Raw genomic sequence first — 14,673 nt, forward strand, 5'->3', positions numbered from 1 at the left:
CGGCGAAGAACAGGGCGCCCCATAGACTCTGGGGGTGGCGCTCAAGAACATTCCTGATCCCGGGTTCTCCGACGACGACGGTTCCGCCGACGCGGAGCTGACCGCCGCGCTGGCCGCGTGGGCGGGTGACCGCGGCGCCGAGCCGCGCGTGCTCGCCGCGCTGCGCGGCGCGCGCCTGCTCGTCCCCGTCGTGGCGGTGCTCGGCGAGGTCGAGACCGGGCCGGACGGGCTGAAGCGGGAGAAGACCAGCGACATGGCCGTGCCGACGCTGCAGGCGCCGGACGGCCGCAAGGCGCTGCCGGCCTTCACCTCCATCGAGTCGCTGGCCCGCTGGCGCGCGGACGCGCGGCCCGTGGCCGTGCCCCTGCACCAGGCCCTGCAGGCGGCCGCGCACGAGAAGGCCGACACGATCGTCCTGGACATGGCGGGCCCGGTGCCGTACCAGCTGACGGGCCCGGCCCTGCTGGCCCTGGCCGAGGGCCGCGAGAGCACCGACCCCCTGGCGGACCCCGCGGTCGCGGAGGCGCTCCGCGCCGTCCTCACGGCCGAGCCGGCGGTGCGCCGCGCCCACCTGGCCCCCTCGCGGGACGCGGACGGCACGCTCGCCCTGGCCCTGGCCGACGACGCCGAGGTCTCCGCCGCGGTGCAGCGCGTGGCGCAGGCGCTGGCCTCCGACGAGGTCCTGCGGGCCCGGCTCGTCCGCGGCCTCGACCTGGCCCTGCTGCCCGCCGGCGCCTCCGTCCCCGGGGAGCCGCTCTTCACCCGCTAGCCGCGTTCCAGCCGACAGGCGCCCCGTCGTGGATCGACCGACAATGCGAAGAGGTCCACGAGATCCCTGGAGGACGCCATGGACGTGAAGCTGGGGGCCGCAAGTCTCGACTCCGTGGAGACGAGAACCGTCGCCGCCGAGTTCCTCGGCACTCTGCTGCTGGTCTTCTTCGCCGTCGGCTCCGCGGTCCTCGCGGCCGATTACATCGGGGTCCTCGGCATCGCCCTGGCGTTCGGCTTCACCCTGCTGGCCCTCTGCTACGCACTGGGCCCGGTCTCGGGCTGCCACGTCAATCCGGCGGTGACGCTGGGCATGCTGCTGGAGGGCCGCATCGCCCCGCGCACGGCGATCGAGTACTGGGTGGCGCAGCTGCTCGGCGGCATCGTGGGCGCGGCCCTGCTGTTCCTGCTGGCCAAGCAGGTGCCGGGGCTGAAGACGCACGGCGCGTTCGGCAGCAACGGCTGGGGCAGCCGCTCGGCCGTGCACCTGAACACGGGCGGCGCGTTCCTCGCGGAGGTCGTCCTGACCTTCCTGCTGGTCTTCGTCGTGCTCTCGGTGACCCACAAGATCGCGCTGGTGGGCTTCGACGGCCTGCCCATCGGCCTGGCCCTCGCGGTGATCCACCTGGTGGGCATCCCGCTGACGGGCACCTCGGTGAACCCGGCGCGGAGCCTGGGCCCGGCGCTGTTCGCGGGCGGGGGCGCGCTCTCGCAGCTGTGGCTGTTCATCATCGCGCCACTGATCGGCGGCGGGCTGGCGGCCGGTGCGCACCGGCTCACCCATCCGCCGATGGGTCCGGCCAACCTGGCCGACGACCTGGCGCTCCCGCACTACCCGAAGGGGCCGACGACGGCCGCGCACCCGACGGAGGAGCGCCCCGAGCCGCGGGAGGACCGCGACGACGGGGACGAGGGCGGGGAAGGCGGGGAACGCCCCGGCCGGCCGGGCCCGGCGGGCACGGTCTGACCGGGGCGCGGAAGAGCCGAAGAGCCCGGGGGAGGCTCAGCCGAAGACGGGGCCCGTGTACTTCTCGCCGGGCCCCTGACCCGGCTCGTCCGGCACGACGGACGCCTCGCGGAAGGCGAGCTGGAGGGACTTCAGGCCGTCGCGCAGCGGTCCGGCGTGGAAGTTGCTGATCTCGGTGGCACTGGCGGTGACCAGCCCGGCGAGCGCGGTGATCAGCTTGCGGGCCTCGTCGAGGTCCTTGTGCTGCTCGCCCTCCTCGGCCAGGCCGAGGTTGACCGCCGCCGAGCTCATCAGGTGCACCGCGACCGTGGTGATCACCTCGACCGCGGGGACGTCCGCGATGTCACGGGTCATGGTGTCGAAGTCGGGGTTCTCGGGGGTGGCGGGGTTCGCGTCGCTCATGGCGCACACGATACGTGGCGTGGCCGATCGGCCCGCGTGCCGGTGCCGAATCGGTTCGCCACGGGTTAGCACGCCTGCTCCACAGCTGCTAGAGTTGTGGATCGACCGGCTGGACACTCCCGTGCCCGGCCCACAAGTGGAGCTCCGTTCTCCCACCTCGCCCGGCCTCAGGCCGGCAGGTCTCCGGTCAGGCGGCGCCCATCGTTCCGTACGGACGATGGAGCTGCCCGATGCGCCCCGCGGCATGCCGTGGCGGTGTTCCGGTTTCATGGAGCCCCGCCTGTGTCCCGTCGGGGCATTTTTGTTGCACCGGCGCGGTTGGTCTTAGGAAAAGACGTTACGTGGCCGCCCGCCAGGCCGCCGCGTGGTGCTACCGAGGAGGATCCATCAGCGCCGAGCCCCGCATCAACGACCGGATTCGAGTCCCCGAGGTGCGACTTGTCGGTCCCAGTGGCGAGCAGGTCGGCATCGTGCCGCTTGCCAAGGCACTGGAGCTTGCGCAGGAGTACGACCTCGACCTCGTCGAGGTGGCGGCGAACGCCCGTCCGCCGGTCTGCAAGCTCATGGACTACGGGAAGTTCAAGTACGAGTCGGCCATGAAGGCCCGTGAGGCGCGCAAGAACCAGGCGCACACGGTCATCAAGGAGATGAAGCTCCGGCCGAAGATCGACCCGCACGACTATGACACCAAGAAGGGTCACGTCGTCCGGTTCCTCAAGCAGGGCGACAAGGTCAAGATCACGATCATGTTCCGTGGTCGCGAGCAGTCCCGGCCGGAGCTCGGCTACCGACTGCTGCAGCGCCTCGCGGAAGACGTCCAGGACCTCGGTTTCGTCGAGTCGAACCCGAAGCAGGACGGCCGCAACATGATCATGGTCCTCGGTCCGCACAAGAAGAAGACCGAGGCGATGGCCGAAGCCCGCGAGGCACAGGCCGCCCGTAAGGCGGAGCGTTCCGGCGCCTCGCCCGCGGACGCCGCCGAGGAGCCCGCAGAGGCGTGATCCGGGGGGCGCTCCGCGCCCCGGATGACCCCCGGGGCATCCGCCCCGGACACCAACCGAAACAGATGACACTCCCGTACGCCCTGATACGGCCGGGGAGTGCCACGACGAGGAGAGAACGGCGCTATGCCGAAGAACAAGACGCACAGCGGTGCCAAGAAGCGCTTCAAGGTCACCGGCTCCGGCAAGGTCCTGCGCGAGCGCGCCGGCAAGCGCCACCTGCTCGAGCACAAGTCGTCCCGCCTGACGCGTCGCCTCACCGGCAACGCCGAGATGGCCCCGGCCGACGCCAAGAAGATCAAGAAGCTTCTCGGCAAGTGACGTTCCGGCTTCGGCCGCACGTCCACACCGGGACCCAATCGATTTCGGGTCGTGTGAGAATCCACCACGGCCCCGCTACAAGGAGTTAACAAGTGGCACGCGTCAAGCGCGCAGTCAACGCGCACAAGAAGCGTCGGGCGATCCTCGAGGCGGCCAGCGGTTACCGCGGCCAGCGGTCGCGCCTGTACCGCAAGGCCAAGGAGCAGGTCACCCACTCCCTGGTCTACAACTACAACGACCGCAAGAAGCGCAAGGGCGACTTCCGTCAGCTGTGGATCCAGCGCATCAACGCCGCTGCCCGCCAGAACGGCATGACGTACAACCGCCTCATCCAGGGTCTGAAGGCCGCCAACATCGAGGTGGACCGCAAGATCCTCGCCGACCTGGCCGTCAACGACATGAACGCGTTCGCCGCGCTCGTCGAGGTCGCCCAGAAGGCCCTGCCGGCCGACGTGAACGCCCCGAAGGCCGCTGCCTGAACCGGCGCCCCGAGGCTGTAGCGACCCGGACCCGCAGGCCCACGGCCTGCGGGTCCGCTCGCGTCCGGCCCCCGGCACCCGCCGTGCCGGCCCGGCCCGTCACACCACCGCACCGCGCACACCAGCAACCGAAAGTGAGCCCATGGCGGCCCCCGAGCTGACCTCCCTGCGATCTCCCCGTGTCGTCGCGGCCCGCCGACTGACCAAGCGCAGCTTCCGCGCCAAGGAGCGCCGCTTCCTGGCCGAGGGGCCGCAGTCCGTCCGCGAGGCCGTGGATCACCTGATCGAGGTCTATGTGACGCCGGACGCCGCCGAGCGCCACGCGGACATCGTCGCCGCCGCCCTCGCCGCCGGCGTGCCCGTGCTGACCGCGACGGACGAGGTCATCGCGGAGATGTCCGACACCGTCACCCCGCAGGGCATCGTCGGCCTCTGCCGCTTCCTGGACACGCCCTTCGAGGAGATCCTGGCCGGCCGTCCGCGGCTGGTCGCCGTCCTCGCCCACGTGCGCGACCCCGGCAACGCCGGCACGGTCCTGCGCTGCGCGGACGCCGCGGGTGCGGACGCCGTCGTGCTCACCGACGCCTCCGTGGACCTCTACAACCCCAAGGCCGTGCGGGCCTCCGTCGGATCCCTCTTCCACCTGCCGGTGGCCGTGGGCGTCCCCGTCGACCAGGTGGTGAGCGGCCTGCAGGGCGTCGGCGCCCGCATCCTCGCCGCCGACGGCGCGGGCGACCGCGACCTGGACGCCGAGCTGGACCGGGGCACCATGGGCGGTCCCACGGCCTGGGTCTTCGGCAACGAGGCCTGGGGCCTGCCCGAGGAGACCCGGGCGCTCGCCGACGCCGTGGTGCGCGTGCCGATCCACGGAAAGGCCGAGAGTCTGAACCTCGCGACCGCCGCCGCCGTGTGCCTCTACGCCTCCGCCCGTGCGCAGCGTGCACCCGGAGGGTGCCGCTCCGTGACCTTCAGCTAGTAGGGTTGCCCCCCGGGGGAGTCGGGAGGGGGTGCGGATGATGAACGTCAGGACTTCCGGAAGCGTGGCCGACGCCGCTCCGGCGGCGGCCCGTGCGCCGCACGGGTCCCACGAGCCGGACGACCCCCTCGCGCAGGGGCTCACCGGGCTCGGCCTGCACCCCGACGACCTCCCCGACGGCCTCGTCGTCGCCGATGAGAACGGCCGCGTCACCTGCTTCAACGCCGCCGCCTCCCGCATCACCGCGGTCCGGCCCGACGAGGCGATCGGCCGCCCCCTGGAGAGCGCCCTCCCCCTGGAGGACCTGGAGGGCCGCCGCTGGTGGCCGCTCACCGACCCCTACGGCGGGCCGGCCACCCGGCTGGGCCAGCCCGAGCGGAATCTCCTGCTCCCCGGCGGCCGCGAGGTCCTGGTCTCCGCGCGCTACGTCCGCGAGCGGCCCACCGGGCCCGTCCGCCGCCTGGTCGTCCAGCTGCGCGGCACCGACGCCCGCCGCCGCACCGAGCGCAGCCACGCCGAGCTGATCGCCACCGTCGCCCACGAGCTGCGCTCGCCGCTGACGTCCGTCAAGGGCTTCACGGCCACGCTGCTCGCCAAGTGGGAGCGGTTCACCGACGACCAGAAGCGGCTGATGCTGGAGACCGTCGACGCCGATGCGGACCGCGTCACCCGGCTGATCGCCGAGCTGCTCGACATCTCCCGGATCGACTCCGGCCGCCTGGAGCTGCGCCGCCAGCCCGTCGACATCGTCGCCGCCGTCCGCCGCCACGTGCAGGCGTACACCACGGCGGGCCACCGCGCCGACCGCTTCGAGGTCAAGGTCGCCGATCCGCTGCCCGCGCTCTGGGCCGACCCCGACAAGGTCGACCAGGTCCTCGGCAACCTCCTGGAAAATGCGGTGCGCCACGGCGAGGGGCGCGTCACGATAGAGGTGGCGCCGGCGCTGCTGAAGGCACGCGCGGAGGACACGGAGGGAACGGCGGTCACCGTGAGCGACGAGGGGCCCGGCATCCCGGAGGAGTCGATGAGCCGCGTCTTCACCCGCTTCTGGCGGGGCAGCAAGCGCGGCGGCACCGGCCTCGGCCTCTACATCGTCAAGGGCATCGTCGAGGCCCACGGCGGGGCGATCACCGTGGAGCGGGCCGCCGGCGGTGGCGCCCGGTTCCGATTTACCCTGCCCGTGGGCGCCCCGGCCTTTCTCTCACAGGCCTGAGCGGGCGGCCCGCGGGCCCACCGACCCCCATGCGCCCCTTAGACTCGACCTTTGGCACCTTTGGCACGACCTTGGCACCCATTCGATGGGCAAGCGCCGCCAGCGAAGCGAAGCCTGGGGGCACCTCCCAGCGGTAGCTGGGGGACAAACCGGAAGCACGGGAAGAGATGTCCGCACCCAATAAGTCGTACGACCCTGTCGAGGTCGAGGCACTGAAACCGGAAGAGATCGAGCGCATGCGGGACGAGGCGCTCGCCGCCGTCGCCGCGGCCGCCGACCTCGACGCCCTGCGCGAGGTCAAGGCTGCGCACGCCGGTGACCGCTCGCCCCTCGCCCTCGCCAACCGCGAGATCGGCGCCCTGCCGCCGCACGCCAAGGCCGAGGCCGGCAAGCGCATGGGCATGGCCCGCGGTGCCGTGAACAAGGCTTTCGCCGCCCGCCAGGCCGAGCTGGAGGCGGAGCGCGACGCCCGCGTGCTGGTCGAGGAGGCGGTGGACGTCACCCTGCCGTACGACCGCACGCCGGCCGGCGCGCGCCACCCCATCACGACCCTCAGCGAGCGCATCGAGGACGTCTTCGTGGCCATGGGCTACGAGGTCGCCGAGGGCCCCGAGGTCGAGACGGAGTGGTTCAACTTCGACGCGCTGAACATCGCGCAGGACCACCCGGCCCGCGCCATGCAGGACACGCTCTTCGTCCAGGCCCCGGGCAAGAAGGCCAAGGAGGCCGAGTCCGGCGTCGTGCTGCGCACCCACACCTCCCCGGTGCAGGTCCGCACGATGCTCGACCGCGAGCCGCCCGTCTACGTGATCTGCCCCGGCCGCGTCTACCGCATGGACGAGCTGGACGCGACGCACACGCCGGTCTTCACCCAGGTCGAGCTCCTCGCCATCGACGAGGGCCTGACCATGGCCGACCTCAAGGGCACCATCGAGCACATGGTGCGCTCGCTGTTCGGCGAGGGCCTGACCACGCGCCTGCGCCCCAACTACTTCCCCTTCACCGAGCCTTCCGCCGAGCTGGACATGCAGTGCTATGTCTGCCGCGGCGAGTCGGCCGGCAACCCCGACCGCCCCTGCCGCACCTGCTCCAGCGAGGGCTGGATCGAGCTGGGCGGCTGCGGCATGGTCAACCCGCGCGTGCTGACCGCCGCGGGCATCGACCCGGAGAAGTACAGCGGCTTCGCCTTCGGCTTCGGCATCGAGCGACTGCTGATGTTCCGCCACAACGTTGAGGACATGCGAGACATGGTCGAAGGTGACGTGCGCTTCACCCGGCCGTTCGGGATGGAGATCTGATGCGCGCCCCGCTTTCCTGGCTGCGGGAATACGTCGACCTTCCGGCCGGTGAGACCGGTCGCGACGTGCAGGCCAAGCTGATCGCCGCGGGTCTCGAGGTCGAGCGCGTCGAGAGCCTCGGCGCCGGCCTCAAGGGCCCCCTGGTCGTCGGCAAGGTCCTCACGATCGAGGAGCTCGAGGGCTTCCGCAAGCCGATCCGCTTCTGCACCGTCGACGTCGGCACGGCCAACGGCACCGGTGAGCCGCAGGAGATCGTCTGCGGCGCCCGCAACTTCTCCGTCGGCGACAAGGTCGTCGTCGTGCTGCCCGGCGCCGTCCTGCCCGGCGACTTCGCCATCGCCGCCCGCAAGACCTACGGCAGGGTCTCGCACGGCATGATCTGCTCCGGCGAGGAGCTGGGCATGGGCGACGACGGCACGCACGGCATCATCGTGCTGCCGCAGGAGTACGAGCCCGGCACCGACGCCATCGAGCTGCTCGAGCTCGTCGACGAGGTGCTGGACATCGCGGTCACCCCCGACCGCGGCTACTGCCTGTCGATGCGCGGCATCGCCCGCGAGGCCGCCACCGCCTACGGCCTGCCGCTGCGCGACCCGGCCCTGCTGGACGTGCCCGCGCCCAACTCCCTCGGCTACCCCGTCAAGGTCGCCGACCCGGCCGGCTGCGACCGCTTCACGGCCCGCACGGTCACCGGTCTCGACCCCGAGGCCCGCTCCCCGATCTGGCTCCAGCGCCGCCTGCAGAAGGCCGGCATGCGCCCGATCTCCCTGGCCGTCGACATCACCAACTACGTGATGCTGGAGCTCGGCCAGCCGCTGCACGCCTACGACCGCTCGCGCCTCGACGGCCCGATCGGCGTCCGGCGTGCCGAGCGCGGCGAGAAGCTGACCACCCTCGACGGCACCAAGCGCGTCCTGGACCCCGAGGACCTGGTCATCACCGACAACCGCGGCCCGATCGGGCTCGCGGGCGTCATGGGCGGCGCCGAGACCGAGATCGGCGACCACGCCGCCGGTTCGGGCACCACCGAGGTCGTCGTCGAGGCGGCGCACTTCGACCCCGTCGCCATCGCCCGCGCCGTCCGCCGCCACAAGCTGCCCTCCGAGGCGGCCAAGCGCTTCGAGCGCGGCGTCGACCCGCAGGCGGCCTCCGCGGCCGCCCAGCGCACCGTCGACCTGCTCGTGCTGCTCGCGGGCGGCACCGCCGAGGCCGGCGTGACCGAGTTCGCCGCCCCCAGCGGTCCGCGCACGATCGCCATGCGCGCCGACCACCCGGACGGCGTCGCCGGTGTGGAGTACGGCCGGGAGACCGTCGTCCGCCACCTCCAGGAGGTCGGCTGCGACGTCTACGGGCAGGACGAGCTGATCGTCACCGTCCCGAGCTGGCGCCCGGACCTCACCGACCCGAACGACCTCGCCGAAGAGGTCATCCGGCTCGAGGGCTACGAGAACCTGCCCGCCACCCTGCCGGCGCCCCCCGCCGGCCGCGGCCTGACCCACCGGCAGCGGCTGCACCGCCGCGTCGGCCGGGCGCTGGCCGGCGCGGGCTACGTCGAGGTGCTCAACTACCCCTTCGTCGGGGACTGGGCGCTCGACCACCTGGGCCTGGAGGCCGACGACCCGCGCCGCACCACGGTGCGTCTGGTCAACCCGCTCTCCGAGGCCGAGCCGTCGCTGCGCACCACGATGCTGCCGGGCCTGTTCACGGCCCTGCGCCGCAACGACAGCCGTGGCGAGCACGACCTGGCCCTCTTCGAGACCGGTCTCGTCTTCCTGCCCACCGGCGAGGAGACCACCCCGGTCCGGCTGCCCGTCGACCGCCGTCCCACCGACGAGGAGATCGCCGGCCTGAACGCCGCGCTGCCCCGGCAGCCGCGCCGTGCCGCCGTCGTCCTCGCCGGGGCCCGTGAGCTCGACGGCTACTGGGGCAAGGGCCGTCCGGCCGGCTGGGCGGACGCCGTCGAGGCCGGCCGTTCGGTCGCGCGCGAGGCGGGCGTCGAGCTGATCGTCCGTCAGGACCAGCGGGCGCCGTTCCACCCGGGCCGCTGCGCCGCGTTCTACGCGGTGGTCGACGGCGCCGAGGTGTTCGCCGGCTCCGCGGGCGAGCTGCACCCGCGCGTCGTGAAGGCCTTCGGCCTGCCGGAGCGCACCTGCGCCATGGAGATCGACCTCGATGTCCTGCAGCAGGCCGGCGCCGGTGCCGTCGAGGCCCCGCACGTGTCCTCCTTCCCGGTGGCCACGCAGGACGTCGCGCTCGTCGTGGACGCCTCGGTGGCGGCCGCCGACGTCGAGGCCGCGCTGCGGTCCGGCGCGGGCGAGCTGCTCGAGTCGCTGCGCCTGTTCGACGTCTTCACCGGCGAGCAGATCGGCGCGGGCAAGAAGTCGCTCGCGTACGCGCTGCGCTTCCGCGCTGCCGACCGCACCCTGACGGCCGAGGAGGCGACCGGCGCGCGCGACGCCGCCGTGGCCGCGGCCGTCGAGCGCACGGGCGCGGTGCTGCGCGGCGCGTGACACTGTGTGATGCTGCGTGACCGCCTGCGCGGCGCAAAGCCACGGCTGAAAACAGCTGGAAGCAGCTGAAGGAAGCCGAGGAGAGCGCAGGCAATTGCGGCCCGAACGAGGGGCGCATCCGGTGAACCGGATGCGCCCCTCTCGCGTTTCCTCACTCAGGAGTGTCCGAATATCACTCAATAGGGTGGAATTGAAGGCCCGGGTCGTTACTTAGCGCTGATAGCTCGCGAGAATCGAGGGCGTCATTGCTGCTAGGGGGGCCAACGGCATGATTCGGACAAGGGCGGTGCGCCGGCAGCGGGGGGTGGTGTTCGTTCTCCCCGGGCTGTGGGTACTCGGAGTGGTCGCGTGGGAGCTCGTGAGCCCCCGCGGCGAGGGCGTGCACCTGCTCGCGATCGTCGCCGTCGCCGCCACGGGATGCGCCGTCACCGGCCGCCGGCGCCGGCTCCTGCGCGAGCTGGAGCGCGCCCGGGAGGTCGCCGCCACCGCCCAGCGCGTGCTGCTGCGGCCCCTGCCGCCCCGGCTCGACGGGATCAACCTCGCCGGCGGTCACCTGTCGGTCAGCGAGGGCGCCCTGGTCGGCGGCGATCTGTACGAGGCGCTGGCCACTCCGTACGGCGTGCGCATCGTCATGGGGGACGTCCGCGGCCACGGCCTCACCGCCATCGGCACCGTCGCCGCCGTCCTCGGCAGCTTCCGCGAAGCCGCCCACGACGAGCCCGCCCTGGCCGATGTCCTGCGCCGCCTGGACCGCGCCCTGCAGCGCCATCTGTGCGAGCGCGCCCGCGCCGAGGCCCAGGCCAGGCCCGGGGCGGAGCAGGAGCGCGGGCTGGGCGAGGAGTTCGTGACCGTCCTGCTGCTGGAGATCCGCTCCGACGGCCTGGTCACCGCGGTCAACTGCGGCCACCCCTGGCCGTACCGCCTCTCCCGCACCGCCTGCGAGGGCCCCCGCGCCGCCGCGGTGGGGCGGGGCGATCCGCTGCCGCCGCTCGGGCTCTTCCCGCTGCCGCCCGAGCTGCCCGTCGCCCCCCTGACCCGGCTGCTGCCGGGGGACGCCCTGGTGCTCCACACGGACGGGGCGGAGGATGCGCGCGATGCGGCCGGGGCCTTCTTCCCGCTCGCGGGCGTCCTCGACGCCGTCGCCGACCGTACGCCCGTCGTCCCCGCCGCGGTCATCGAGCACGTGCAGTCCGCCCTGCTGCGCCACACCGGCGGCCGGCTCTCCGACGACATCGCGCTGCTGGTGCTGAGCAACGACCGCTGCCGTGCCCCGGAGCGCGAGCCCCGCCCCTGTCTGGCCCGTTCGGGCCGCCCCCGCCGCTGACGCTCAGCCACGGCCGGTTCACACCCCGTGCGAAGGGATCTCCATTACGCTGGCCCCACCGAGCGCATGCGGAGGGCAGGATGGAGCCCAACACTCTCCTTGACGCCATCCTCGACGAAGCGGGCATATCCCACGCCGGCCTGGCCGCCCACGTCAACGCGGCAGGCCGGGCCCGGGGTCTGGCGCTGCGTTACGAACACACGGCCGTCGCCCGCTGGCTGAAGGGCCAGCGGCCGCGCGGCCAGGTGCCGGATCTGATCTGCGAAGTCCTCGGCGAGCGGCTGCACCGCGCGCTGACCCTGGACGACATCGGCCTCGGCACCCCGGGCAGCCCGCGGCTGCCCAACACCCCGCTCTCCGGCTTCGTCGAACGGGCCACCGCCCTCTGGCGCTCCGACGAGCAGCAGCGCGAGCACGTCGTCACCGCCCCCGCCGTCACCGGGACCCCCGCCGTCATCCCGGTCTGGGAGTGGGAGAACCCTCCCGAGGACGCCGACGTCTCCCGGCGCGGCCTCACCCGCGTCTCCATGGACGACATCGAGATGCTGCGCGCGGCCCGCACCCACTACGAGCAGATGTACCGCAAGGCGGGCGGGATCGCGACGCGCGCCCGCGTCGTGGGCTTCCTCAACGCCGAGGCCGCCCCCCTGCTGCGCGGCAGCTACACGGACGAGACGGGCCGTCAGCTGCACCGGGCCACCGGCGGGCTGGTCGCCGTCGCCGGCATCTGCGCCTACGACTCCGACGCGCACGGCCTGGCCCAGCGCTACTTCCACCAGGCGCTGCGGCTGGCCAAGGCCAGCGGCGACCGCGGTCTCGGCGGCTACGTCATCGCCCTGCTCGTCAACCAGTCGCTGTTCATGCGCGAGTACCGGCAGGCCGTGGCGTTCGCCGAGTCCGCGCTGCGGGCCGCGGGCACGGAGCTGACCCCGGCCCTCGCGGCCGATCTCTACGCCATGCAGGCCAAGGCGTACGCGCGGCTCGGCGACGGCGCCGGCGCGCTCGCCTGCATCCGCCGCGCCGAGACCGCCGCCGAGCGCATCCGCCGCGGCCAGGAGCCCGCCGAGACCGGCTATGTGCAGCCCGGTCTGGTGAACGTGCAGGTGGCCGAGGCGCTCCTGAGCCTCGGCGACCTCGGACCCGCCCGTGAGCACGCGGACCGGGCCGTCGACACCCCCGCCCACGACCGGGGACGTGTCCACCGGCTCGCCATGCTCACGCACATCGAGCTGCGTCAAGGAGACGCGGACAAGGCGGTGGCCACCGCACGGGAGATGACCGAGCAGGCGAGAGGCATGGAATCGCAGCGCTTACGGGACCGGCTCCGGGCGGTGCGCGAGCATCTGATCGAAAGCGGGTGTGCGGCCACTGCCGAGGCCGCCGAGATGATCGACGGGGCGTTGCGCGTGCCCCTGTGAGGACAGCGCCCGGGGAGGTGGCCACCTCGGCGGAAGGTGGCAACACGTGCGTTGGAAGAATCTCAGGGAGCGGACGGTCTATGCGAACCGCTGGTTCCGGGTCAATCTCGCAGACGTTCAACTCCCCGACGGCCGCCACCTCGACCACTTCCTCATCCGGCTGCGGCCCGTCGCCGTGGCCACGGTGGTCAACGAGGCCAATGAGGTCCTGCTGTTGTGGCGGCACCGCTTCATCACCGACAACTGGGGCTGGGAACTGGCCGCCGGCGTCGTCGAGGACGGCGAGGACCTCGCCGGCGCGGCTGCCCGGGAAATGGAGGAGGAGACCGGGTGGCGGCCCGGCCCGCTGCGGCACCTGATGTCGGTCGAGCCGTCCAACGGCCTCACCGACGCCCGGCACCACATCTACTGGTCGGACGAGGCCGAGTACATCGGCGACCCGGAGGACGACTTCGAGTCCGACCGGCGCGAGTGGGTGCCGCTGAAGCTGGTGCCCGACATGATCGGCCGCGGCGAGGTGCCGGCCGCCAACATGGCGGCGGCGCTCCTGCTGCTGCACCACATCCGGCTCGGCTAGCGGCCGGCCCCGCGAGCGGCGGCCGTGGCACGCCCCGCGCTCACCGGCCGGTCGCCTGCCAGACGGCGAGTGCCAGGGCGGCGACACCGGTGAGCGCGGCCAGTGAGGGCAGGGGCCACCTGCCGTGCTCCAGGGCCCTTACCCGGTCCGCCATCTCGGTGATCTCGCGTTCCGACTGATCGCTGCGCTGGGTGAGGAGGGCGAGGTGGCCGTCGATGCGGACGACGCCGACATCGAGGCTACGACGGAGCTCCGCGAGCTCAGCCGTTCTGGTGGCCTGCTCGGGATGCATGGTCACTTTCCGTACCCCTTCCGGAATGACTCCTGTGTGTCCGACGAGCCGAGTCAACCGTGTCGGCGCGCGGAGCGGGAGCGTGTGCGGGGGGTATATGCGAGTCACCGCCGCACACCCCGTGCGAACACGGGTGTGCGGCGGTGCCGGATGGTGACGGTCCGTGACGGGCGCGGGGGCGCTCGGTACGGGTCCGGGCACACGGGGCTCAGTACGTGTAGAAGCCCGAGCCGGTCTTGCGGCCGAGGCGGCCCGCGTCGACCATGCGCTGGAGCAGCGGGGGAGCGGCGTACAGCGGCTCCTTGTACTCCTGGTACATGCTGTCGGCGACCGAGGCGACCGTGTCCAGGCCGATCAGGTCGGAGAGCTTGAGCGGGCCCATCGGGTGGGCGCAGCCGAGCTCCATGCCGTTGTCGATGTCCTCGCGGCTGGCGATGCCGGACTCGAACATCCGGATGGCCGAGAGCAGGTACGGGATCAGCAGGGCGTTGACGACGAAGCCGGAGCGGTCCTGGGCCCGGATGGCGTGCTTGCCCAGCACGTTGGCGACCAGCGCGTCGGCGCGCTTGATCGTTTCCTCGCTGGTGGTGAGCGCCGGGATGAGTTCGACGAGCTTCTGCACCGGGGCCGGGTTGAAGAAGTGGATGCCGATGACGCGGTCCGGCCGGGAGGTGGCCACGGCCAGCTTCACCAGCGGGATCGAGGAGGTGTTGGAGGCCAGGATCGCGTCGGGGCGGGTGACCACCTGGTCGAGGACCTGGAAGATCTCGGACTTGACCTGCTCGTTCTCGACGACGGCCTCGATGACCAGGTCGCGGTCGGCGAACTCGCCGAGGTCCGTGGTGAAGCTCAGCCGGGCGAGCGTCGCGTCGCGCTCCTCCTCGGAGATCTTGCCGCGCTCGGCGGCCTTGCCGAGGGAGTTGGTCAGGCGGGTGCGGCCGATCTCCAGGGCCTCCCCGGTGGTCTCGGCGACCATGACGTCCAGGCCGGCCCGGGCACACACCTCCGCGATCCCCGCGCCCATCTGGCCGCAGCCCACCACCCCGACACGCGCTACGTCTGCCACAGTGTCCGTCACATCGTGCCTTTCGCTGTTCTCGGTCGTCCGGCGGGCCGCGTCTCGCCGC

15 protein-coding genes are annotated in these 14,673 nt (G+C 72.6%); 12 read left to right on the forward strand and 3 right to left on the reverse strand.

From position 1 onward, the window contains the following. Positions 1–34: 34 nt before the first annotated feature. Both AS857_RS23180 and AS857_RS23185 read left to right on the forward strand, forming a co-directional pair. Complete coding sequence (locus tag AS857_RS23180; protein ID WP_058045194.1) at positions 35–769, forward strand: SseB family protein; 735 nt, start codon at positions 35–37, stop codon at positions 767–769. A 114-nt stretch (positions 770–883) separates the two neighbouring features. Beyond that, positions 884–1,735, forward strand: coding sequence for an MIP family channel protein (locus tag AS857_RS23185; protein ID WP_079110830.1), 852 nt, complete (start codon positions 884–886; stop codon positions 1,733–1,735). Between the two features lie 36 nt (positions 1,736–1,771). Here AS857_RS23185 and AS857_RS23190 read toward each other — a convergent pair whose 3' ends face one another. Further along, positions 1,772–2,137 (reverse strand): DUF1844 domain-containing protein, encoded by a 366-nt coding sequence (locus AS857_RS23190; RefSeq protein ID WP_058045195.1) that lies wholly within the window; start codon positions 2,135–2,137, stop codon positions 1,772–1,774. Positions 2,138–2,478: 341 nt separating this feature from the next. On the opposite strand from AS857_RS23190, the gene infC reads away from it, so the two are divergent. The 10 genes from infC (at position 2,479) to AS857_RS23240 (ending at position 13,254) form a co-directional block, all read left to right on the forward strand. Beyond that, positions 2,479–3,138, forward strand: a complete 660-nt coding sequence (gene infC, locus AS857_RS23195; protein ID WP_058045196.1) for a translation initiation factor IF-3 — start codon at positions 2,479–2,481, stop codon at positions 3,136–3,138. Between the two features lie 126 nt (positions 3,139–3,264). Further along, a complete protein-coding gene (gene rpmI / locus AS857_RS23200) occupies positions 3,265–3,459 on the forward strand; it encodes a 50S ribosomal protein L35 (protein WP_030369870.1) in 195 nt (64 codons plus the stop codon). Positions 3,460–3,551: 92 nt separating this feature from the next. Next, a complete protein-coding gene (gene rplT, locus AS857_RS23205; protein ID WP_030369869.1) occupies positions 3,552–3,938 on the forward strand; it encodes a 50S ribosomal protein L20 in 387 nt (128 codons plus the stop codon). 142 nt (positions 3,939–4,080) lie between these two features. Beyond that, positions 4,081–4,914: a TrmH family RNA methyltransferase gene (locus AS857_RS23210; RefSeq protein ID WP_058045197.1), complete on the forward strand. Its 834-nt coding sequence runs from the start codon at positions 4,081–4,083 to the stop codon at positions 4,912–4,914. A 40-nt stretch (positions 4,915–4,954) separates the two neighbouring features. Then, entirely contained in the window at positions 4,955–6,127 is a 1,173-nt protein-coding gene (locus AS857_RS23215) for a sensor histidine kinase (RefSeq protein ID WP_058047008.1), read from the forward strand. A 167-nt stretch (positions 6,128–6,294) separates the two neighbouring features. Further along, a complete protein-coding gene (pheS, locus tag AS857_RS23220; protein ID WP_058045198.1) occupies positions 6,295–7,425 on the forward strand; it encodes a phenylalanine--tRNA ligase subunit alpha in 1,131 nt (376 codons plus the stop codon). Continuing rightward, positions 7,425–9,935: a phenylalanine--tRNA ligase subunit beta gene (pheT, locus tag AS857_RS23225; RefSeq protein WP_058045199.1), complete on the forward strand. Its 2,511-nt coding sequence runs from the start codon at positions 7,425–7,427 to the stop codon at positions 9,933–9,935. Before pheS ends, pheT begins: the two co-directional genes overlap by 1 nt. A 307-nt stretch (positions 9,936–10,242) precedes the next feature. Beyond that, positions 10,243–11,259 carry a PP2C family protein-serine/threonine phosphatase gene (locus tag AS857_RS23230; RefSeq protein ID WP_420823959.1) on the forward strand — a complete coding sequence of 339 codons (1,017 nt, stop codon included), beginning with the start codon at positions 10,243–10,245 and terminating at the stop codon, positions 11,257–11,259. Between the two features lie 80 nt (positions 11,260–11,339). Then, on the forward strand, positions 11,340–12,677 hold the full coding sequence (locus tag AS857_RS23235; RefSeq protein WP_058045201.1) for a tetratricopeptide repeat protein: 1,338 nt from the start codon (positions 11,340–11,342) through the stop codon (positions 12,675–12,677). Positions 12,678–12,723: 46 nt separating this feature from the next. Further along, positions 12,724–13,254 (forward strand): NUDIX hydrolase, encoded by a 531-nt coding sequence (locus tag AS857_RS23240; RefSeq protein WP_058045202.1) that lies wholly within the window; start codon positions 12,724–12,726, stop codon positions 13,252–13,254. A 40-nt stretch (positions 13,255–13,294) separates the two neighbouring features. On the opposite strand, the gene AS857_RS23245 is transcribed toward AS857_RS23240, so the two are convergent. Both AS857_RS23245 and AS857_RS23250 read right to left on the reverse strand, forming a co-directional pair. Further along, a complete protein-coding gene (locus AS857_RS23245; protein ID WP_373300757.1) occupies positions 13,295–13,552 on the reverse strand; it encodes a hypothetical protein in 258 nt (85 codons plus the stop codon). Between the two features lie 202 nt (positions 13,553–13,754). Beyond that, a complete protein-coding gene (locus AS857_RS23250) occupies positions 13,755–14,612 on the reverse strand; it encodes a 3-hydroxybutyryl-CoA dehydrogenase (RefSeq protein ID WP_058045204.1) in 858 nt (285 codons plus the stop codon). Positions 14,613–14,673 lie beyond the last annotated feature (61 nt).

Source organism: Streptomyces roseifaciens (assembly GCF_001445655.1).
Lineage (GTDB): Bacteria > Actinomycetota > Actinomycetes > Streptomycetales > Streptomycetaceae > Streptomyces > Streptomyces aureoversilis.

What these genes read in the sequence shown, in the direction of transcription:
- pheT (WP_058045199.1), top strand. Translation starts at nt 7,425, where the DNA reads ATGCGCGCCCCGCTTTCCTGGCTGCGGGAATACGTCGACCTTCCGGCC.
- pheS (WP_058045198.1), top strand. Translation starts at nt 6,295, where the DNA reads ATGTCCGCACCCAATAAGTCGTACGACCCTGTCGAGGTCGAGGCACTG.
- AS857_RS23235 (WP_058045201.1), top strand. Translation starts at nt 11,340, where the DNA reads ATGGAGCCCAACACTCTCCTTGACGCCATCCTCGACGAAGCGGGCATA.
- AS857_RS23190 (WP_058045195.1), bottom strand. Translation starts at nt 2,137, where the DNA reads ATGAGCGACGCGAACCCCGCCACCCCCGAGAACCCCGACTTCGACACC.
- AS857_RS23210 (WP_058045197.1), top strand. Translation starts at nt 4,081, where the DNA reads ATGGCGGCCCCCGAGCTGACCTCCCTGCGATCTCCCCGTGTCGTCGCG.
- rpmI (WP_030369870.1), top strand. Translation starts at nt 3,265, where the DNA reads ATGCCGAAGAACAAGACGCACAGCGGTGCCAAGAAGCGCTTCAAGGTC.
- AS857_RS23215 (WP_058047008.1), top strand. Translation starts at nt 4,955, where the DNA reads ATGAACGTCAGGACTTCCGGAAGCGTGGCCGACGCCGCTCCGGCGGCG.